Raw genomic sequence first — 21,983 nt, forward strand, 5'->3', positions numbered from 1 at the left:
AGTCGCAGACGCGTGAGACCGGTCGCTCCTTCCAGGGGGTCGAGGCGGTGCATGGCCGGCAGCGGGTACCTGCCGGTCGCCCAGCGTTGACCACGCGGCCGTGTTCGTTCCCGTCGGGGCGGGGATATGGACCTGTTCCCGCGCCTTTGGGGCAGTCGGGCGATGCGCGCGTCGCCCCTACCGGGAAACGGGCGTGGCCGGTTGCCGACAGCCGCCTGCGGCATCGTCTACCGGCGCTCCTGCAGCCCACGTCGACCGCCGTAGGGGTCGGGCGTGCCCGACCCACCCGGCCCGGAGGGCCGGGAAACCCATCGCGATCCCGCGCCGCTGGCGCGGCTGGGCGGTGCACGGGTCGCCCCTACCGGAGAAATACGGTGGGGTGCTGCGAACACGGGGGTGAGGGGTGCCGTGCCGGCACGCAACAACGACGGTCGCCAGCCGGTCGTTCACCGTCCCCATCGACCACCGCCATCGCTGTAGGGGTCACGCGTGCGTGACCCGGCCAGCCCGGTAGGGCCGGGAACGGACCACGTACCCGCGCCTCCGGCGCGGCCGGGCGACGCACGCGTCGCCCCTACAGGGTTCGGCTGGTACCCGACGGTCGCATGTGTATTGCGTACCTGCACCGCGCACACAACCGTCGTCCCCTGTAGGGGTCAGGCGTGCCTGACCCGGCCGGCCCGCCAGGGCCGGGAACGGACCACGTACCCGCGCCTGTCGGCGCGGCTGGGCGACGCACGCGTCGCCCCTACAGGAGAAATGCGGTGGGGGGGCCGCGACAGCGGCGGGGGTGAGGGGTGTCGACCGGCTGCGGTGTCATGGCCCGTCGATCCCCGCGCCATTCGGGACGGCGGGCGCGGCACGCCGCGCCCCTACGAATGCGGGCGACCCACGCGTCGCCCCGACGGAGACGACACGCGCGGCGTCCAGTGCCGGTCGATCGGTTCCGCCTCACCGGCGGCAGCGCACGCCGGGCAGGAACCGGTACTTCCTTCCCTATCGTGCCGGGCAGCGAGCCTGCCGAAACACCAGAGCAGAGAGGAGGCCCCGCCGCCGGGTCAGGCGGTACGAAGCGAGGTCGACCGCGGGCGACGGCGAGACGGTCGCGAGGGTTTCGGGAACAGTAGGCCGGCGCAGGGACGTGCCGGCGGAACGACGGAACGGCAAGGGAGGCCGGAGATGCGGATCTACAACAACGTCAACGCGGTCAACGCGCAGCGCAACCTCTCGATCACCGGGTTCGCCCTGGCCAAGTCGATCGAGAAGCTCTCGAGCGGCTTGCGCATCAACCGGGCGGCCGACGACGCGGCTGGGCTCTCGATCTCCGAGAAGCTGCGGGCGCAGATCCGCGGTGTCCAGCAGGCGATGCGCAACGCCCAGGACGGCGTCTCGATGATCCAGACGGCCGAAGGTGCGCTCAACGAAGTGCACTCGATGCTCCAGCGCATGCGCGAGCTGGCCGTCCAGGCCGCGAACGACACGCTGACGACCGAGGACCGGGCAGCGATCAACAGCGAGCTGCAGAACCTGCAGCAGGAGATCAACGCGATCGCCAACCGCACGACGTTCAACGGGAAACTCCTCCTCACCGGTTCGCTGGCGACCAGCGTGGCGGGCACCTCGGCTTTCACGGTCGGGAGCCAGATCGGTGATCAAGGCTCGGTGACGAATATCACGATCAACGGGACAGTGGGCGACGGTACCTATACCATCAGCTACGACGAGACCACTAACCAGCTGGTGGCGACCGACGGATCGACAACTTATTACGCTTCGCTGCCGGCGGATAACGCCTACACGCCTCCTGGCCCGACGAGCATCACTTTCGACGATGGATCGGGAAACGGCTTCACCCTGAACTTGAGCGGCGGTTTCCGCACTGCAGACTTGCTCGGGCGAGCGCTCGAAGGGCGGAGCATCACGGTGTCGAGCGGTGCCGTCGATGCGACGTCCGACCTTCGCGGTACGCCAGTCACGACGATCCAGACTGCACTCGGTCACGTGAGTGCGATCGACGTGAGCGGGGCGCTGGCATCCGACACCTACACGTTCAGCTACAACGGGACGACGCAAGAGCTCACACTCACGCGTGGTTCGGACGGGGCTGGCCAGACGCTCGCCGTACCGGCCTCAGTCGCTGCTGGTGGGCGGTTCACTCTCGACTTCGAAGCCCTGGGCGTCAAGGTAACCATCGAGACCACCACCGGCTTTGCGACCAAGGACGATATCGGTTACGGGCTCGACCGGTATGTCTTGTCGACCTCGGGTAATGGCTCGGCTCACTTCCAGGTCGGTCCGAACAGCGGGCACTCCTACCTGGTCGCCTTCAACCGCGTCCTGGTGGACAACAACAGCACCACTCCAGCGGAACTGCAGAACCTGTATAATAAACTCCAGGACTTCGCGGACCAGGTCGACAGCTCGCCGGGCACGAATGCCCAGCAGGTCCAGGCAGCCCAGGACCTCATCACGGCGATCGACGGAGCGATCAGCTACATCAACGACGTCCGGTCGCAACTCGGTGCGGCGCAGAACCGGCTCGAGCACACGATCGCCAACCTGGGCGTCCAGCACGAGAACCTGACCGCCTCGGAGAGCCGGATCCGCGACGTCGACATGGCGGCGGAGATGGTCACCTTCACCCGCAACCAGATCCTCCAGCAGGCGGGCGTGGCCGTCCTGGCCCAGGCCAACGCGATGCCGCAGTCGGTCCTGCAGCTCCTGCGCTAGTCGAGCGCGCGCAGCACGCCCCGGCCGGGTTTCCGGCCGGGGCGTCCCCGTTTCCGGAGCGGCGCACGGCGGCACGCTCGGCTGAACGGGCCGACCTCGCCGACGAGGGATGAGCATGGTGGCGAGCGATGGCAACCGAACAGTGGGGATGACGCGGAACGCGACGCTGGCCAGGCAGTTCGATGCCGCAGCGGCCCGGTACCGTCTCGCGGCGCGGGTCGCCGGGCCAGCCCCGGCCCCGGTCGTCGCCAGCGCCGAGGTGGCGGTCGACCGCGCGCCCGATGGCCGGCCTGTGCGGGTGTGCGGTGCGCTGGCGATCCACGGTGTGACGACCTGGTTCGTGCTCGACCTCGCCAGCCAGCGCGTCACTGTCCGCGATGCGCGTGGCGGCAGCTGGGAAGGCCAGCTCGCGCACGCTCCCGAAGCGTTCCGGGCACTGGCAGCTCGATACGTCGGAACCGGGCAGCCGCGAGACGAGACGCCCACGATCGAGCGGGCCGTCGTCGAGCGCGGCGGCGTGCGCCTGGCCGCCGCGCGGGCGCTCGCCGACCAGGGCGAGCGGACCGAACTCGTCCTGCGCGTCGACGACAGCGAGCTCCTCGCGCGGATCCGCGCGACGCGCCTCGCGCTGGACTGGCAGTTCCTGGCACTCTCTTTCCTGCAGGGTCAGCGGGTCGAAGACGCGCTGACTCGCCTGGTCGCGACATCAGTCGCCGGTGTCTCCCGGCTGTCCGACCCCCGGTAGGGGCGACCCGTGCGTTGTCCGGCCGCGCCGGAGGCGCGGGAATCGATCGGTGGTGCCACGGCACCCGTCCTGGACACCCCTCACCCCCGCCGCTGTCGCAGCACCCCACCGCATTTCTCCTGTAGGGGCGACGCGTGCGTTGCCCGGCCGCGCCGGAGGCGCGGGAATCGATCGGTGGTGCCACGGCACCCGTCCTGGACACCCCTCACCCCCGCCGCTGTCGCAGCACCCCCTCTCCCGCACCGCGCGGGAGAGGGGGTCGGGGGGTGAGGGGTGCCGCCCGGCTGCCGCCTCCGTCGACGCTGGACTGTGTGGGAACGGGTTCGGTTTTCCGGGCCTGACGGCCCGGCTGGGTCACGCACGCCTGACCCCTACAGGGGCAACGGTGGTGTGCGCGGTGGAGGTACACGATGCACAGGCGACCGTCAGGTACCAGGCGAACCCTGTCGGGGCGACGCGTGCGTCGCCCGGCCATGCCGGAAGCGCGGGTACGTGGTTCGTTCCCGGCCCTGGCGGGCCGGCCGGGTCACGCACGCGTGACCCCTACAGGATCGACTGGTTTCCGAATGACTGGGATAGGTGGTACCGCATCGACCGCCGGGCCATCGCCCGCTATTCCCTTGTAGGGGCGACGCGTGCGTCGCCCAGCCGCGCCTGGCGGCACGGCAACGGGGTGTGGTTCCCGGGCCTGCCGGGCCGGCTGGGGCAGGCACGCCTGCCCCCTACACCGATCGACCGTGATCGGGAGGGCGCGGATCGGTGGTGTGCAGGCGCCCGTCGGCACTGCGTGTCGCCCGGTCGAACACCCCTCACCCCCGACTCGCTTCCGCTCGGCACCCCGTCCGCGTTCTCCCGGGAGGGGCGCGGCACGCCGCGCCGAACGGTGCGGGAACAGGGTTGATCCCCAGGCCTCGCGGCCCGGCTGGGTCAGGCACGCGTGACCCCGACAGGGGACGACGGTGGCCTATCGGGTGGCGGTCCGCGGTCGGTGGGCGAGCGCCCCCGGCCGGCTCCGTTTTCTTCGCAGGGGCGACGCGTGCGTCGCCCGGCCGCGCCAGAGGCGCGGGAACTCGCCGTGGCAGCACGGTGCCCGGCTCTTCTCTCCTCCGCGAACCGGGAACCGCTGGTCCTGCCGCCATAGGAACGGTCGCAACCGGGATGCAGGACGAACCGGCTACCGACGCCGGTACCAGGTAGCCTCAAGATCGTCCTGCGTTCAGCCGTTGCTCTCGCATGAGGAGGGCGGGGATGAACGAGGAACTTCTCAAGCGGGTCGGCGACAAGATCTTTCCGTGCCTGGGCTTCAGCCCGACCGAACTCCTCTGGCAGCGCCTGGCCCGCGTCGTGCAGCAGGAAGCGGGCCGGGCTGGAGCTGCCAGCGTGGAGGAGTTCCTCCAGCGTGCGCTGCGCGGCGAGCAGGCTGTCCTCGAGGCGATCTGCCAGGGATTGACGATCAACGAGACCTACTTCTTCCGGGAACCCAAGCATTTCGATGCGCTGGGCCAGCTCCTCCCCGAACTGGCCCAGCTGCAACAGCCGCTCCGCATCCTCTCCGCCGGTTGCTCGAGCGGGGAGGAGCCGTACTCGCTGGCGATGACCGCGCAGGACGTGCTCGGGCCACGCGGCCTGGCGTTCGAGGTGCTCGGGATCGACATCGACAGCCAGGCACTCGAGCGGGCCCGCAGAGGCTGCTACCGGCAGTGGTCGTTCCGTGACCAGGGGATGGAGCGGGCACGGTCACACGTGGAACAGCGTGGCGAGCTCTGGTGCGTGCGCGAAGCGATCCGCCAGCGGGTGCGCTTCGAGCAGGTCAACCTCATCGAGCGTGTCCCGCCCGGCCCGTTCGCGGTGATCTTCTGCCGGAACACGCTCATGTACTTCACCAGCGAGCACCGCGCGGCGATCGTCCGCCAGTTCACCGAGACGCTGCTGCCGGGCGGAATCCTGGTTATCGGATCGGCGGAAACGCTCGAGAAGCCTCCGGCCGAACTCGAGCGCGTGTCGGTCGCTGGAGCGTACCTGTACCGCAAGAGGGAGCCGGTCGTGTCCAGGGCAGCCGATCCCGCCGAGCGGACGCGGGTGCTCCTCGTCAGTCGCACGCCGGTGAGCCGCGTCGCCATCCGGCAGGCACTGCGCCTGCTCCCCGCCATCGAACTGATCGGTGAAGTCCGCTCGATCGAAGAGGTGCGGGGGCGGCTCGAAGAGAACGGTACTGCGGTCGTGCTCCTGGACGCACTCGAAGACCAGGCTGTCATCGAGCGATTGGCTGTCCTGGAGGAGCGGCCGGTGGTCATCGTGACCCGACCGGGCCACCCGCACCTGCGTGGCGTGCCGGTCGTCGTGGTACCGGAGCTCGTGCCGGGAGCGTTGCGGCGCGTGGCGCCGGAAATCGGTGAGGCTGTGCAGGTCGCCCGCCAGCGCTTCTCGTCCCGTTCGCGCGCTGCAACGCCAGCACGGCCGGGAACCGGGTTTTTCGGTCGACAGACGACGGTGCCGACCGGTGCGCTCGCTGCCAACGGCCGGCAGGGTGCGCTGCCGCGGGGCGAGCCGCTGCGGCGACCAGCCGAACGGTTCCTCCTGATCGGCTCCTCGACCGGTGGGCCGGCGGTCGTCACCGACCTGGTCGCGGCGCTCCCGGCCGGGCTCGGGCTCGGCATCCTCGTCGTGCAGCACATGCCGCCGAACTTCACGCGCAGTTTCGCCGAGCGGCTGGCGCGGATCGGCCAGTACGCAGCGCGCGAGGCGGTGGACGGCGAGCTGCTCTGCGCCGATACGCTGCTCGTAGCACCAGGTGGACACAACCTGCTGCTCACCCGAGCGGGCCGGGTGCAGGTCGTGCCCCCCGAGCCGGGCGATATCTATGTCCCCAACGTCAACCGTGCCTTCGTGTCGGCGGCGCGGGCCGGGCTCGGCCAGCGAGTGATGGCGGTCGTCTTGACCGGAATGGGTGACGACGGGGCGATCGGGATGGCGGAACTGGCGGCCGCCGGCGCCTACACCGTCGTGCAACGACCGGAGGAGGCGGTGGTAGCAGGAATGATCGAGGCGGCACTGGCTCGCGGTGGGGTGCAGAAGGTGCTGCCGACTGCCGATATCCCCAGTGAGGTCGTGCAGTGGGCGCAGCGCGGGGCAGCAGTCCGCGGCTGAAGCGGAGCGAAGAAGCGAGCGGAGGGGGTCGACGATGCTGAAAGTCCTCATCGCTGACGACTCGAAGATGATGCGGGTGATGCATGTGCGGTCGTTGCGCCAGGTGGGGTACGAGGTGGAGGCGACCGAGGCGAACAACGGCGAGGAAGCGCTGGCAGTGTTCGAGCCCGGGAAGTTCGACCTGGTGATCGTCGACTGGAACATGCCGGGCATGGACGGCGTGGAATTCGTGCGGGCGGCCCGCGAGAAGGAGCAAGGGACAGGGACGCACACACCGATCCTGATGATCACCAGCCAGAGCACGGAGGAGCAGATGCTCAAGGCGAAGGACGCGGGGGTCGATAACCTGCTCACGAAACCGGTGACGCCCGAGGCGCTCGGTGCGGCACTCGAGATGCTGCTGGCACGGGCGTGACGGGCGGAGCAGGAGGAAGGAGAAGCGGTGTCGTGAGTCAGGCGATCTTGCAGGAGCTGACGACGAGCGGGCGCTTGGTCGAGTTCATCGGCAAGGCAGCGCAGGAGGCACTCGAACCGCTCTGTGGCGTACCGGTCGAGGTTCTCGGTGAAGCGGAGCTTCCCTGGGCACATCCCCCGGTCGGGATCGCGCTCGTGACCGTGGTGGATACCAGCGGCACCGGCTTCCAGGCAGTGGTCTGGCTGGGTGGAGCGCTCGAAGCGCTCGCTTCCCTCGCCGAGGTGTTGCTCGGCGAGCGACCCGATGGCGAGGACGAGATGCTCCAGGACGCCGTACGGGAACTCACGAATATCCTCGCTGGCCAGATGCAGCGACACCTGGCGAGTGCTGGCTTGCAGATGGGCTTGGGGCTTCCGGTCTACGTTGGCGGAGCCAGAGCGCTGAATGTCGGTGCGAGCCTCTCGAGCGGCGCAGCAGTCCACGTGTGCGTCGGGTTGCCCGATCAGCCGGTGCTGAACGTCGGTTTCGCGGCGAAGGAGAGCTGAGAGCAGCGAGGAGCACACGATGTCGGTCAAAGTCGCGCCGGTCTTCCCACCCTCGGCACCGCTGACCCGCAACCCGAAGGTGCCGCAAAAATACCGCCCGGTGCTCTGGGAACAGCACCTCTTGCCGACGGTGGCGGAGAACCTGTCGACGCTGCTCGGGATTTCGGTCGGCTTCCTGCCGGAGTCGATCGTGGGAGCGGTCTTCGATCCGGGCAAGTTCCCGGCGCAGTCGGGCTGGGCCCTGGCGCGGTTCCACATCCACCTGCAGGGCGAGCAGGTGCCGGCGTTTCTCCTGCAACCGCTCGCCGAAGCCTTGGACTGGGGTGCGATCGGGATGCGTCGTCCACCGGCGACTCGGGAGGCACCGGTTGTCAGCAAGGAGGGCGTGCAGCTCAGCGAGGCGCAGGAGATGGACCTCGCGGCCTATCACGAGGTGTGCAACGTCGTCACCTGCGGGGTGCTGGCGCGGGCCTGGCGCACCAAGCTGGAGCGGCCGCTCTCCATCCTGCTCGACGGCGTCGCGGCAGTCGTGCCGGCGCAGTTCCCGCCCGAGCTCACCCAAGGCAAGTGGCTCGTCCTGCAAGCGAGCTTCGGCTACAGCGAACGGCCGATGAAACCGGTCAAAGGGCAGCCGCCACAGTACGAGAAGCAGACGGTCTGGCTCTTCGTGGTACCGGAGGCGCTCGCTCTGAAAGCGTTGTGGGGTGCGCCGGACGGCAAGGAGAAGGACAAGACCGCCTGGCTGGTTTCGACCGGGCAGTGGAAGTGACCGCTGACCGATCACGAGGCGCCGGAGGGGGTCAGGCAGGTCGGGAAACTTGCCGCGATCCCGCGCCTCCGGCGCGGCCGGGCGCGGCACGCCGCGCCCCTACGAAGAAAACGGACCCGGCCGGGGGCGCTCGCCCACCGAGCGCGGACCGCCACCCGATAGGCCACCGTCGTCCCCGGTAGGGGTCACGCGTGCCTGACCCAGCCGGGCCGTCAGGCCCGGGGATCAACCCTGTTCCCGCACCGTTCGGCGCGGCGTGCCGCGCCCCTCCCGGGAGAACGCGGACGGGGTGCCGAGCGCGAGCGAGCCGGGGATGAGGGGTGTTCGACCGGGCGACACGCAGTGCCGACGGGCGCCTGCACACCACCGATCCGCGCCCTCCCGATCACGGTCGATCGGCGTAGGGGTCAGGCGTGCCTGACCCGACGGGTCACGCGTGCGTGACCCGTCCGGTCCGCCAGGGCCGGGAACAGACCACGTACCCGCGCCTCCGGCGCGGCCGGACGACGCACGCCTCGCCCCTCCAGATTTCGGCTGGTACCCGACGGTCGCCTGTCCATCGTGTACCTGCACCGCGCACACCACCGTTGCCCCTGTAGGGGTCACGCGTGCGTGACCCGTCCGGCCCGGGAGGGCCGGGAAGCGTTCCCGTTCCCACACGATCCAGCGTCGACGGAGGCGGCAGCCGGGCGGCACCCCTCACCCCCTGGCCCCCTCTCCCGCGCGGTGCGGGAGAGGGGTGCTGCGACAGCGGCGGGGGTGAGGGGTGTCCAGGACGGGTGCCGTGGCACCACCGATCGATTCCCGCGCCTCCGGCGCGGCTGGGCGACGCACGCGTCGCCCCGACAAAGGAATAGCGGGCGATGGCCCGGCGGTCGATGCGGTACCACCTATCCCAGTCATTCGGAAACCAGTCGATCCTGTAGGGGTCACGCGTGCGTGACCCACCCGGCCGGTAGGGCCGGGAACGAACCACGTACCCGCGCCTCCGGCGCGGCTGGGCGCGGCACGCCTCGCCCCTACAAGGGAATAGCGGGCGACGCACGCGTCGCCCCGACAACGGATGCTGGGCACGACGTGCCGCGCCCCGCTGTGCTCGCAGCGCGCCCGGTCACTCGCCCCAGGAAGGCGCTCAGAGGCAGCCTGACCAAGAAGTCCCGAACCGGCCTGTGCCACTCAAGTGCTGGGCCGTTCCTTCCGAAACCTCGGAATGAGGCGTGAAAGCAGCGGGCGAAGGGGGTACCAGCATGACGTTCGGATTCCGTGAAAAGGTCCTCGGCATCATCGCCGCGATGGCGGCCGTCTTCGTCCTGCTCGGTGCGGTCGGCTGGTTCTGGCTCGGGAGCAGCCGGAGCGACCTCGACCAGGTGCGAGAGACGAGCACTGCCATGGCGACCGTCGGCCAAGTTTCCCGTCGCATGACGGAAGTGCGTGCCGACGTCGTCGCCCACGTCGGCGCGACGACCAACAGTGATTACCGCAAGCAGCTCGACGAGCGGATCGCTCGGCTCGACCAGGAGATCGCCGCCGATCTCGACACTCTCGCCGGGACGGCCCACACGGATCGGGAGAAGCAGGCGGTGCAGGGCCTCCGCGATGCCTGGACGGCGTACCGGGCGTCGGCCGAGCGCACCCTGCAGCTCTCCCGCAAGTACGACCTCGTCGCGGCGCAGCAGAACATGACGGGTGATGCGGCTCAGAAGTTCGCTGCGCTCCTCGAGGCGATCCGCAGCCTGGAGGAGGCCTTGCAGGCCGATGCGCAGGCGGCCACCGTCCAGGCCGACGCGCGGCTCATGCAGATCCAGTTCGCCATGATGGGTGCTGCAGGCCTCGCCGTCGTTGCCTTCCTCGCGGGGTTCCTCGTCCTGCGACCAGCGCTGCGCACGGTGAGGGAGGTGGCGCGAGCGAGCGAGCGCCTGGCCGAGCAGGAACTGGCAGCGCTGGAAGCGGCGCTCGGCAAGCTGGCAGCGGGCGATCTGAGCGCGCGCTTCGACGTGACGATGGAACCCCTCGCGGTGCGCGGGCGCGACGAGCTCGGCCGTATGGCGGAGTCGTTCAACCGGATGCTCGAGCGCCTGAGCTCGGTCGGGAGCACCTTCGGGCAGGCGCTGGAGGAGCTGGCTGAGCTGGTGCAGCAGGTACGGCGCGCCGTGAGCCAGGTGAACGAGGCGGGCGGCCAGACCCGGACGCTCTCGGCCCAGATCGCTGACGCGACCAACGCGGTCGCCCGGACTATCCAGGACGTGGCGCAAGGTTCTTCGACCCAGGCCGAGCAGGTGACGAGCGCTTCGACGGCGATCGACGAGATGACGCAGACAATTCAGGCTGTTGCCAAGGCGGCGCAGGAGCAGGGCCGGGCGCTCCAGCGCGCGACCGAGCTCGTGCAGCACATGGCGGACCGGAACCAGCGGGTGGGCGAGCTGGCCCGCGAGGTGACGGAACGGGCTGGCCGTAACCGGGCGCAGGCCGAGAACGGCGGCCAGGTCGTGCAACGGACACTCGGGGCCATGGAGAAGGTACGGAAGCAGGTCGAGGAGACGGCTCGTGCGGTTCGAGAGCTCGGCGAGCGCTCGAAGCAGATCGGCCAGATCGTCGAGGTGATCACCGACCTGACCGAACAGACGAACCTTCTCGCGCTCAATGCGGCGATCGAGGCAGCGCGGGCTGGGGAGGCCGGCAAGGGGTTCGCGGTCGTGGCCGAGGAGGTACGCAAGCTAGCCGAGCGCTCGGCAGCCTCGACCCAGGAGATCGCCCAGATGGTCCAGGGGATCCAGCGCACCGTCGAGCAGGCGGTGGCGGCGATGTCCGAGAGTGCTGGCTCTGTCGCACAGGTGAGCGGTGAGGCACGGGAGGTAGCGGAGGTTTTCGCGGCCATCCGCCAGGCGGCTGAGGAAGTCGCGCAGCGGAACCAGGAACTGCTCCAGTCGCTCGAGGAGATCGCGCAGCGGAGCGCCGAGCTGCGGGCGACGATGGAGGACACGGCAGCGATCGCTGAGGAGAACGCGGCGTCGGCGAGCGAATTGTCCGCGACAGCCGACCACGTGCGCGGCTCGATCCGCCAGGTGACAGCGGTCGCCGAGCAGAACGCGGCTGCGGCCGAGGAGGTCTCGGCTGCGACCGAGCAGATGGCGACGCAGGTTGGCGAGATCGCGGCAGCCGCCGAGCACTTGGTTGCCCTGGCTGGGCAACTGGCCGCGCTGGTGGCGCGGTTCCGGGTGGCCAGCGAGGAACCGTCGAGCGAGCTGGTGCTCGGGAGCGCTGGCCGCTCGAGCGGGCATCGCGCAGCCGAGGAGGAGCGGTGGCCAGTGGCAGCGGCTCCCTACCCCGTCGGGAACGGCCGGGGATCCTGGTGAGCGCGCACGCAGGGATGTGGCAGAGGAGGGTGTGAGCCGTGGGCGAGGATCGCGAACTGATCGAGATGTTCATCGAAGAGACACGCGAGCGACTCGAGGCGATCGAGCCGGCCCTCGTCGAGTTGGAGCGTGCTGAATCGGCTGCTGAGAAGGAGCGCCTGCTCAACGACGTCTTCCGGCACCTCCACTCGACCAAGGGGAGCGCGGGGTACTTGAACCTGACCGACCTGGTGGCGCTCGTCCATGCAGCCGAGCAGCTGGCCGACGTACTGAGGAAGGGCGCGCCGGTGCGACCCGAGCACGTCGATCTCCTCTTGCAGACCGTCTCGCAGGTGCGGGCGTATCTCGCGTTCCTCGCCGGGCAGGGCGACGTGCCGGAGGGGCTCGCGGTGTTGACGCAGCGCCTGCAGGAGGCCGCAGCGGCAGCGTCCCAGCGCTCGGTGTCGACCGCAGAAGCTCCCGCGGTACCGCCGAGCGAGGCGCCGTCCGAGTCGGAGGCGCGCAGTGAAGAGCTCAAGGCAAGCGAGACCGAACTGACGAGTTCTACTGTCCGGGTGCCGGTGCACGTGCTCGACCGGCTCGGGCGCCTGGCTGAGGAGATGCTGGTTACGCGCAATCGCATCACCGCGTTGGCCGCGAACCTCCAGGACGGCGAGCTGGTGGGAGCCTCGAAGAAGCTCTCGGTGATGGTGTCCGAGTTGCAGGACATCGCGGCGCTCACGCGCCTGCAGCCGATCTCGTCGCTCTTTTCGCAGATGCCGCGCGTCGTGCGCGATGCAGCCCGGGCGACCGGGAAGGAGGTCGACCTCGTCATCGACGGCGGTCGCTTGGAAGTCGACCGGCGCATCCTGCAGGAACTGCGCGATCCGCTGGTGCACCTGTTGCGCAACGCGGTCGATCACGGGATCGAGTCACCGGAACGGCGCATCGCCTACGGCAAACCGTCGCGTGGTCGCATCACCTTGCGGGCGATGCGCGAGGGGTCGAACCTGGTCATCGAGGTGAGCGACGATGGGAAAGGGATCGACTACGAGGCAGTCCGCCAGAAGGCGGTCGAGCGTGGGTTCGTCAGCGCGCGCGAAGCGGCCACGCTGACCGAGGCGGAACTCAATGCGCTCCTGCTCCGGCCCGGTTTCTCGACACGTGACCAGGCGACCGAGCTCTCCGGTCGCGGTGTCGGGCTGGACGTCGTGGCGGTGCGGATGCAGGAACTGGGCGGGAACCTGACCATCTCGTCAGTGCTCGGGCAGGGAACGACGATCCGGCTGGTCGTACCGACCTCGGTCTCGGTGATGAATACGCTCGTCTTCACTGCGCGCGGGTACCTCCTCGGTATCCCGTATAACGTCGTCCAAGAGATCGTGCTCATCACTGACCGCGACATCGAGCACTACGGCGAGCAGGACGTCTTCCGCCTCCGTGATCAACTGGTGCCGCTCTTCACGCTCGCGAGCTGGCCGGAACGGGGCGAGGGCACCGAGCGGCAGACCGGTAAGCACTACGTACTCGTCCTGCGTGGCGAAGGGACACTGGCCGGTCTCCTCTGCGACGGGATCGCGCGCTTCGAGGAGCTCATCGTCAAACCGGTCGGGAACCTGCTGCGGGGAGTCGAGAGCGTCAGTGGTCTCGCGACGCTCGGCACCGGCGAAATCGTCTTGATCCTCGAGCCGGAGAAGATCCTGGCCGAAGCGGGACTGGCGATGGCCAAGATCCAGACGGAGCAGGTACAGCTGGGACTCGTCCACGAGCACCACACGGCCGAAGATGACCTCGCTGAGCGGCTGGTGTTGCTCAAGGGCTACGGCGAGCACCGCTATGCGTTGCCGGTACGGCTCGTCTCGCGGATCGTGCGCTTTACCCCGGAGGTGCTGGCGGTCTTCGGTGAGCGAGTCTACTACCGGACCGAGGAAGCACTCATCCCCCTCGTCGATCTCGATCGGGCATTACGCCTCGGCTCAGGTGGTGTCGAGAGCGGTGGCATCGCGGTGCTGTTGCGGGCGGACAACCTCGAGTGCGGGTTCGTCGCGGCGCAGGTCGTCCGGATCGGTCGCGTCGGTGTGGAACCGGAGGCGTCGGATCGGCATGGCGTTGCTGGACTGCTCAACCTCCCGGACGGCGTGTACCTCATGGTCGATGTGCCGACTGTCGTGCACCACGAGCTGCGGCGGCTCTACGAGTCGCGGCAGGAGAGCCGCTCGGTGCGGGGCAAGAAGGCGCTCATCGTCGAGGACAGCGTGTTCTATCGCGACGCGCTCGAGGCGGTGCTCAAACGGGCCGGTTACGCTGTGAGCGCGGTGGGGAGCGTCGAGGAGGCGCTGGTGTTCCTGGCGCGTGTCCCGGACGTGGCGCTCGTCATCACCGACTACATGCTGCCCGGCAAGAGCGGTCTCGACCTGATCCAGGCCGTGCGGAACGGTGAGACCGCAGTTCGTACGGACGTACCGATCGTCGTCCTCTCGCAGTACCTGAGCGACTCGCAGGCAGGGCCGGAAGTGGCCCAGCGGTTGCGGGCAGCCGGTGCCAACGCGGTCTACGCGAAGTTCGACGAGCTGGAGCAGAGCGAACTCCTCGAGCAGTTCCGGCACCTGGTGGTGCACGATACGGCGGAGGACGAGCGAACCGAGCAGCAGCATGCTGCAGAGGACGAGACAGTGCATGTCCTGGCGGTGAACCTCGGCCCGGAAGTGTACGGTGTACCGATCGACCGCGTGCGGGAGATCACGACGCTCGACGGCGTGACCCCGACACCGCTCGACGATGCCGGGTTCCTCGGCCTGGCTAACATCCGCGGCGAGATCGTACCGGTGTTCGACCTCGGTGGGGTGCTCCGCCGGCCGATCCAGACGAACGGCGAGGCGGTCGACGTGGTGACGCTGACCAGCCTGGGGCCGATGGTACTGCGCGGCGAGAGCATCCGCGGCACCATCCGTGTGCCGGTGAAGGAGCTCCGCGAACCGACCGGAAACCTCGGCCCGCTCGCCGAGCTGGTACCGTCGGTCGCGACGCTGCCGGACTGCCTCCTGCAGGTCGTCGAGCTCGAGAAGTTGGCGAGCGTCTGCCTCGGCCGCCGCAGCTGATGCCGCTACTCGTCGCCATCGCGCCGGCAGGGCCAGTGCCCACCGTGCTGGCCCTGCCAGGAGCGACCGCCGTGGCGGAGCGGTCGTACCCTCCCCCTCTTGCTCGTGTGGCATCGATCAACGCGGACTCGGCAAACGGCCGAAGGTGCGCTGTATGAGAACGCTGTGCACTGTTCTCGCTCGGTCAACGTCTGGCCGGAATGGCCCCAACCGCCTCTTTGTGTCGCACAAAAAGAACGGAATCCCCGATCCGTCCGTGCTGGAAACTCCTTCTCGTGGCTTCACCCTTTAGGAAATCGCGAGAACTGCCGATCACTGCAGTGGACGACTAGCCGCATTGGGCTAGTCAGCAGGTAGGCAAAACGGTCGGTCAGGAAGGAGGAACGATGGGGCGGATCGGTCTGTTCTGGCGGTTGCGGTTGTTGGTCGCAGCGGTGCTGGCGGTCGGCGCGGTAGGAATCCTGATCGGGTCGGTGAGTCTCTCCTCGGTCGTGCGGGAGTCGCGCAGGGTGGTCCAGCACGAGGTACCGGCGATCGAGCTGTTGCTCAACATCGACCGCGATGCGTATCAGGCCCAGTACGCGCTCGAGCGCAGCCTGCTGGCGACCGATCCGCAGGAACGGGAGGAGCAGCTGGCCGATTTCCGCGAGAATGCCCAACAGACTGGTGACCGTTGGGAGCAGTATAAGGCGCTGGTGCTGGGAAGCGACGCAGAACGGGCACAGTGGGAGGTCTACGAGACCGAGCGCGCGGCCTGGTTGGCAGCCGCCGAGCAGGTGGCCCAGGCGAGTGCCGCTGGCAACGTTGAGCAGGCCCTGACGCTCCTACCCGAGGCGCGGGCGCACTTCGGGCCGATGCGCGAGGCGTTGAATACCTTGCAGGACGAGGTCTACAGTCCGGCGATCGCTGCGCACGGTGAGGCGGTGGTCAGGCTGAGCGAACAGCGGTCGCTCCTGATGTGGGGACTCCTCGCTCTCGCGGTCGTTGTCGGTACAGCGCTCTCCTGGCTGGTGGGCCGGCAGATCGCGCGACCGATGCGACTCTTGGCGGACGCGGCGGAAGCGATCGCGGCCGGGATGGTGGACCGATTGCACCTTCCACGCTACACGGCGCGGGACGATCTAGGCCGGCTCGTGGCGCAGTTCGGAGCGATGGCTCAACGGATTCGTCAGGTTGCCGACCAAGCAGTGCGAGTCGGAGCCGGGCAACTCACGACGCAGATCGAAGTGGTGCGTGAGGGTGACGCGCTCGGCGGTGCCTTCAGCCAACTCGTGATGTCCCTGCGTACGACGCTCAGTGAGGTGCAGGCTCTGGGTGAACGCGTTGCATCCGCTGCCACCCTGCTGCGCGAGCAGGCCCACCGGATCGAACGAGCGAGTGGGCAAGCGGCCGACGCGGTCCGCGCGGTGGCGAGCGGATCGGGCGAGCAGTCGACACGGGTGACACAGCTTGCCCGGGCGCTCGACGAGATCGCCGAGACAGTAGCAGCGGTCGCCAAGGCAGCGCAGGAGCAGGGAAGCGCGTTGCAGCGAGCGGTCGAGGTAGCCCAGCGAATGAGCGAGCGCGTCGCGGGTGTGGAACAGCTCGCGCGGGCCGGCTTGGCGACAGCACAGGACAACGCTGGCCGGGCCGAAAGGGGCAGGGAAACGGTCGAGCGGACGCTGAAGGACGTGCTGGGAGCCAGCGAGCGGGTCAGTCAGGCATCGCGCACGGTGAGCGATCTCGGCGAACGCTCGCGGCAGATCGGGCAGATCGTCGAGGCGATCGAGGGGCTCGCCGAGCAGACGAACCTCCTGGCGCTCAATGCCGCGATCGAGGCGGCCCGAGCCGGCGAAGCGGGTAAGGGGTTCGCGGTCGTCGCCGAGGAGGTGCGCAAGCTGGCTGAGCGCTCGGCAGTCGCAGCACGGCAGATCGCCGAGTTGATCGGTGGTGTGCAGGAGCTCGTCGAACGAGCAGTCGAGACGATGGCTGCCAGTGCCCAGCAGGTGGAGGCAGTGAGCGAGCGAGCTGAGACGTTGCGACACGCCTTCGAGGTGTTCGCCAGCTCGGCCCGCGAGGTCGAGCAGCAGAGCCGGCAGACGTTGGAGGCCGCTGAGGCGATCGGGCGCGAGAGCCGGGAACTCAAGACGTTGATGGAGGAGACCGCGGCGATCGCCGAGGAGAATAGCGCTGCGGCAGCACAACTCGCGGCGACGGTCGGCCGCATGCGGCAGGATGTCCAGCACGTCGTCACGCTCGTCGAGGGGAACACTTCGGCGGTGGAAGAGGTTTCGGCAGCGGTCGAGGAACTGGCGGCGCAGGCGAGCGAGGTCAGCGGTGCAGCCAGCGGACTGGACGGGGTCGCACACGATTTGCGTCGTGCGCTGGCTTGGTTCGAGCTGGACGGAGTGCCCAACGGGGACGCACCCGTGACAGGTTCGGGTGGGCCTATTGCGGGCGCGACGAATGGGCACCGTAACGGTACGCTGGTTGCGGTCGGCGACTGAGCGCGATGGAGTCTCGCGCGACGGTCATCACACCGTCCCTCCTCAGGGCGCGGCACGGGGATGGTTCCCGGCCCTCGCGGGCCGGGCGAGTCAGGTACGCCTGACCCGAAGGGTCGGGCACGTCCGACCCCTCCAGGGATCGACGGTGGTCGATCGAACGCGGGTGGGCGACCGGCAGGCGGCCGCTGGCAACCGGCCACGCCGGTTTCCCTGTGTCGGGGCGACGCGTGCGTCGCCCGTGGGACACCCGTCACCCCCGGCTCGCTCGTGCTCGCTACCCCCTCTCCCGCGCCGTGCGGGAGAGGGGGGCCAGGGGGTGAGGGGGCTCGATCGCCTGCCTTGCTCGGCCGCGCCGACAGGCGCGGGAATGGATTCGTTTCCCGGGCCTCACGGCCCGGCGGGTCAGGCACGCCTGACCCCTACGGCGACGACGGGAATCGACGGTTGCAGGTGGACGATGTATCGGGAACCTCCCCTGAGCGGCCACACCCATTTCTCTCGTCGGGGCGCGGCCTGCTGCGCCCGTCCGCACCGCCCCGTGCGGGGTTATCCCGGCCGGCCCGCACCGTACTGCCAGATCCCTCTGCGCCGGGCCGCTGGTTGCTCCCTCTCTCGTGGGTGTGGGAGATCCGGGCCACAGGTTTTGTGGTTCGTGGGGTAAGGAGCACTGACCCGTGCCGGAACGCCGGTGGGCGAGAGGAAAACGGTGCGACTTCGACCCCTCAGCTCCCTCTCAAGCGATTCCTCCTTCTCGCCGAATATTCCCGAGTAGGGGTGAACGGTCGCAGGGAAGCAGTCCGAGCGCGAGGGAGCGCGATGAACCCGCCGATCACACCAGTTCCACCGATCGGCCCGAACGAACCGGGTCCAGTCGAAGAGGCAGCGCCACTCCAGCCGGTCAAGCCGGTGGAACCGAACGTGCCGTCGTCTGGTACGGCGAATCGTGGAGCGGAATCAGCCGGGAAGCGCGACGTCATTCCTGCGCATCGGGTCGACCTGAGTCTCGACCCCCAGCTGGTGCGGAAGATCCCGCGCGACGTCTATCTCCGGTACTACGTCCGCCCCGGGATCGGGAACTGGGTCGTCCAGCTGATCGACCGGGAGACGCAGGAAGTGATCCGCGAGATCCCGCCCGGTGGTCTCAAGGAGTTCCTGCAGCAGCTGGCCGAGCAACGGGGGCAGGAGTGAACGGGCGACTGCCAGAACGCAGCGGCGCGCTGGAAAGGGGTCAGCGATGAGCATCACGTTCGACGGCCTGGCGTCGGGGCTCAATACCCAAGACATCATCTCCAAGCTCCTGCAGGTCGAGCAGGCACCCATCAACCGGCTCAACCAGCGCAAGCTGGATATCCAGAAGGAACGCGATGCGTGGAAGGATCTCGGGACACGCCTGCAGAACCTTTCCAGCGCGCTGTCCGCACTCCTCCAGCGCTCGACGGTGGTCGGCTTCACCGTGCGACCGAGCGACAGCAACGCGCCGTTCACGGCCAGCGCTGGCCCGCAGGCGGTCGCTGGAACGTACTCGATCCAGATCCAACAGCTGGCGACGGCGACGACGCTGCGTGGCGGCAGTGCGATCGGACTCGACATCGACCTCTTGGCTCCCTTGAAGGACGCGAACTTTCGGAGCCCCCTGACCAGTGGGACTTTCTCGATCAATGGCGTCGCGATCAGCGTGGATGCGGCACAGGACAGTCTGCTCGACGTCATTACGCGCATCAATACGAGTGGCGCTGGGGTTATCGCTAGCGTGGTGACGGTCGACGGGCGGACACGGCTCCAGCTGCAGGCCGCGACGCCCGGCGGGCCGCTCCAGATCGGTGCGATCGGCGACACGTCGAACTTCCTCTCGGTGACCTCGCTGCTCGGTGCGCCGCGGACAGGCGATACGGTGGTCGGGACGCGCAGTCTCACTGCGGTGAAGACGACCGTACCGCTTGCGCAGGCGATGCTGGCGACCCCGGTGAGCGGCTCGGGGACCTTGACGATCAACGGCGTCGCCATCAGCTACGATCCCTCGGTCGATTCGCTCGCGACGATCCTCAATCGCATCAACGCATCGAACGCTGGTGTCACAGCGAGTTACGACAGCGTGACCGATCGGATCGTCCTGACAGCCAAGACGACCGGTAGCCTTGCCATCACGGTCAGTGACACCGGGAACCTCGCGACGGCCTTGGGGTTGGTGAGTGGCCAACTCCAACTCGGCCAGAATGCCGTCTACAGCCTGGACGGCGGGTCGACCTGGCAGTACAGCACCAGCAATACGGTGACGGACGCGATTCCCGGTGTGACGATGACGTTCACGCGCACGACGAGTTCGCCCTACGCCTTCACGGTCGAGCCGAACACCGACAGCGCGGTCGCCGCAGTGCGCAAGTTCGTCGATCAGTTCAACAGTGTGCTCAGCTTCATCGCCGACAAGACTGCCTACGACGCGGCGACCAAGACGGCTGGCACGCTGATGGGCGACAGCGCGGTGCGCACCATCGAGGCGACCTTGCGGCGCCTGGTGACCAGCCCGGCGATCAACGCTGGGGGTGGTTACCGCACGCTGGCCGATATCGGCATCAGCTTCGGTCGCGTCGGCTCGCCTGTCGGGACGACCAACCAGCTGCAACTGGACGAGGACAAACTGCGTGCTGCCTTGCGCGAGAACCCGAACGCCGTTTTCGAGTTGTTCGGTGCGACTAGCCGGGCGACGCTCACGACACCGGGAGATATCGCGAGGGTCGCCGGAACCCCGCGACCGCCGGCGAGCGGTCGGTACGTCGTCAGCTCGGACGGGGCCGGAAACCTCACCGCATCGTTCTACGATACGGCGAACCAGCTCCTCTGGAGCGCCAGCGGGACGATCGCTGCCGGGGGGACGAATAACACGCTGATCCCAGGGTTGACGCTCACCGCGGCGAGTTCGCTCACCGGTGCGACCAGCGAGATCACGGTCGTCCAGCAAGAAGGAATCCTCACACAACTCGACCGCTATCTCGACGGCATCCTGGGCTGGGACGGACTGGTGCGGGCACGCGGTAATGCCTTCGAGCAGCAGCTGCGTGGCATCGACCAGCAGATCGACCGCTTCCAGCAGCGGCTGGACGACCGCAAGGCACAGCTGGTGCGGCAGTTCGCGACGCTCGAACGGATGCTGGCCGAGATCCAGGCGCAGGGAACCCAGCTCCAGGGGCAGATCATCAAGATGCTCGGTGCCTGAACGAAGTCGGGAAGGACAGGTGCGTGATGGTCGCCAATCCCTACCTGCGATACCGGCAGGTCACGGTCGAGACGGCGTCGGTCGCAGAGCTCATGGTGCTGCTCTACCGGCGCGCGGTACAAGTGCTGGCTGAGGCGGAAGAGGCGATCCGGGAGCGCGATATCCCGCGTGCCCATGCCCGGCTGGTGTATGCCCAGGAGATCGTGAGCGAACTCATGGCCAGCGTCAACCTGGAGGCTGGCCAACTGGCCCACCAGCTGTGGGCGATCTACGACTATGCTCAGCGGCGGCTGATCGAGGCGAACGTGCGGAAAGATGCAGCGATCGTGGCCGAGGTGCGGGGGCTCCTGGCCAGCTTGCTCGAGGCCTGGGAGCAAGTGGCGGTGCAGGAGCGCGCGAACCAACCAGCCCCGCTCGCTGCGAACGCCTGACGGGGGTTGAGGTGGAAGGGGCGGACGCGCTCGATCTCGCGACGCGCCTGCGTGACCTGACGCTCGCCCAGCTCGAGGCTGCGCGGGCGAGTCAGTGGGAGACAGCGACCGAATACCTCCGGCAACGGGATATGGTCCTGCAGCGGTTGCAGGCGATCGATCCGGAGCGACTCGACGAACGATGCCGCGCCGCGATTGCTGCCTTGCTGGACGAGGTCCGGGCGCTCGACCGTGAGCTGGTCACGCTGGTGGAGACGGCGCTCGAGGCGGTGCGCGAGGAACAGCGCGCGATCGAGCGCAACGATGCAGCAGCACGCGGCTACCGGCGGGCACTCGGTGCGAGTGGGGTTGCCGAGATCGTCGATCGCGAGGTGTGACCGATGCATGGCGGCTGGCTGCGTGTCGTGCTGCTCTGTTCAGTCGTGTTTCTCCTCGCTTGCGTGCGGGTCGAGGTGCAGCGAGTGAGCACCAGTGAACCGGCTCCACCAATGGCCCCCACCGCGACACCGCGCCCGATCGAGCACGCGTCGGAGACGCCCCAACCGGCGGTCGTGGTGCACGGCGATAGCGAGAGCCACCAGCCTACCCGACTCCTGCGCGCGCTCTTCCGCTACCGGATGCCACCAGCCACGGCACTCCAGATCCAGCGGCTTGGTATCGACGTGCCAATAGTCGAGGTTGCCTCGGTGAAGGACGGAAAGGGCTGGTACTGGCCGGTACCGGACGAAGCTGCTGCCCACCTGGCGGGAACCGCCAATCCTGGCGAGCCGGGGAATATCGCGATCACGGGCCATGTCGATACGACACACGGCCCTGGTGCCTTCTGGCGGCTGCTCGATATCCGGCCCGGCGACGAAGTCACGGTCTGGAGCGCAGCCGGGAGCTTCGTCTACCGGGTGACCGAAGTCAAGGTCGTGCCGGAAACTGACCGGACCGTGCTGCGCCAGGGTGACCGCGAAGTCTTGACGCTCCTCACCTGCGTTCCGGACGGTCGCTATGACCGGCGGCTCGTCGTGCGGGCCGAGCCAGTGCGCCCGGCGGTCGCGGCGCGGTAGCTATGGCTCGATTCCGGCT

The 21,983-nt window shown here is 68.6% G+C and carries 14 protein-coding genes; all 14 read left to right on the top strand.

Features of this window, described 5'->3' with window-relative positions; genetic code table 11:
• The first annotated feature begins 1,179 nt into the window (after positions 1-1,179).
• The 14 genes from OO015_RS14105 (at position 1,180) to OO015_RS12050 (ending at position 21,964) form a co-directional block, all read left to right on the top strand.
• Positions 1,180-2,730 carry a flagellin gene (locus tag OO015_RS14105; RefSeq protein WP_323053867.1) on the top strand — a complete coding sequence of 517 codons (1,551 nt, stop codon included), beginning with the start codon at positions 1,180-1,182 and terminating at the stop codon, positions 2,728-2,730.
• A gap of 115 nt (positions 2,731-2,845) precedes the next feature.
• Positions 2,846-3,475, top strand: a complete 630-nt coding sequence (locus OO015_RS11990) for a hypothetical protein (RefSeq protein WP_265941503.1) — start codon at positions 2,846-2,848, stop codon at positions 3,473-3,475.
• 1,248 nt (positions 3,476-4,723) lie between these two features.
• Entirely contained in the window at positions 4,724-6,622 is a 1,899-nt protein-coding gene (locus OO015_RS11995; RefSeq protein ID WP_265941504.1) for a chemotaxis protein CheB, read from the top strand.
• Between the two features lie 34 nt (positions 6,623-6,656).
• On the top strand, positions 6,657-7,037 hold the full coding sequence (locus OO015_RS12000) for a response regulator (protein ID WP_265941505.1): 381 nt from the start codon (positions 6,657-6,659) through the stop codon (positions 7,035-7,037).
• A gap of 32 nt (positions 7,038-7,069) precedes the next feature.
• The gene (locus OO015_RS12005) at positions 7,070-7,582 is read left to right on the top strand and encodes a chemotaxis protein CheX (RefSeq protein WP_265941506.1); all 513 of its coding nucleotides are present in this window, start codon (positions 7,070-7,072) and stop codon (positions 7,580-7,582) included.
• 19 nt (positions 7,583-7,601) lie between these two features.
• The gene (locus OO015_RS12010; protein ID WP_265941507.1) at positions 7,602-8,351 is read left to right on the top strand and encodes a hypothetical protein; all 750 of its coding nucleotides are present in this window, start codon (positions 7,602-7,604) and stop codon (positions 8,349-8,351) included.
• A 1,247-nt stretch (positions 8,352-9,598) separates the two neighbouring features.
• Complete coding sequence (locus OO015_RS12015; protein ID WP_265941508.1) at positions 9,599-11,704, top strand: methyl-accepting chemotaxis protein; 2,106 nt, start codon at positions 9,599-9,601, stop codon at positions 11,702-11,704.
• Between the two features lie 38 nt (positions 11,705-11,742).
• On the top strand, positions 11,743-14,781 hold the full coding sequence (locus OO015_RS12020; protein WP_265941509.1) for a chemotaxis protein CheW: 3,039 nt from the start codon (positions 11,743-11,745) through the stop codon (positions 14,779-14,781).
• Positions 14,782-15,167: 386 nt separating this feature from the next.
• Positions 15,168-17,267, top strand: coding sequence for a methyl-accepting chemotaxis protein (locus OO015_RS12025; protein WP_265941510.1), 2,100 nt, complete (start codon positions 15,168-15,170; stop codon positions 17,265-17,267).
• 816 nt (positions 17,268-18,083) lie between these two features.
• Positions 18,084-18,455 (top strand): flagellar protein FlaG, encoded by a 372-nt coding sequence (locus OO015_RS12030; protein ID WP_265941511.1) that lies wholly within the window; start codon positions 18,084-18,086, stop codon positions 18,453-18,455.
• 46 nt (positions 18,456-18,501) lie between these two features.
• Positions 18,502-20,478 (top strand): flagellar filament capping protein FliD, encoded by a 1,977-nt coding sequence (fliD, locus tag OO015_RS12035; RefSeq protein ID WP_265941512.1) that lies wholly within the window; start codon positions 18,502-18,504, stop codon positions 20,476-20,478.
• Positions 20,479-20,504: 26 nt separating this feature from the next.
• Positions 20,505-20,909, top strand: a complete 405-nt coding sequence (fliS, locus tag OO015_RS12040; RefSeq protein ID WP_265942080.1) for a flagellar export chaperone FliS — start codon at positions 20,505-20,507, stop codon at positions 20,907-20,909.
• Positions 20,910-20,920: 11 nt separating this feature from the next.
• On the top strand, positions 20,921-21,286 hold the full coding sequence (fliT, locus tag OO015_RS12045; protein ID WP_265941513.1) for a flagellar protein FliT: 366 nt from the start codon (positions 20,921-20,923) through the stop codon (positions 21,284-21,286).
• Positions 21,287-21,289: 3 nt separating this feature from the next.
• A complete protein-coding gene (locus tag OO015_RS12050) occupies positions 21,290-21,964 on the top strand; it encodes a sortase (protein ID WP_265941514.1) in 675 nt (224 codons plus the stop codon).
• The last annotated feature ends 19 nt before the right edge of the window (positions 21,965-21,983 follow it).

The organism is Thermomicrobium sp. 4228-Ro (assembly GCF_026241205.1).
In the GTDB taxonomy this organism is placed as follows: Bacteria; Chloroflexota; Chloroflexia; order Thermomicrobiales; family Thermomicrobiaceae; genus Thermomicrobium.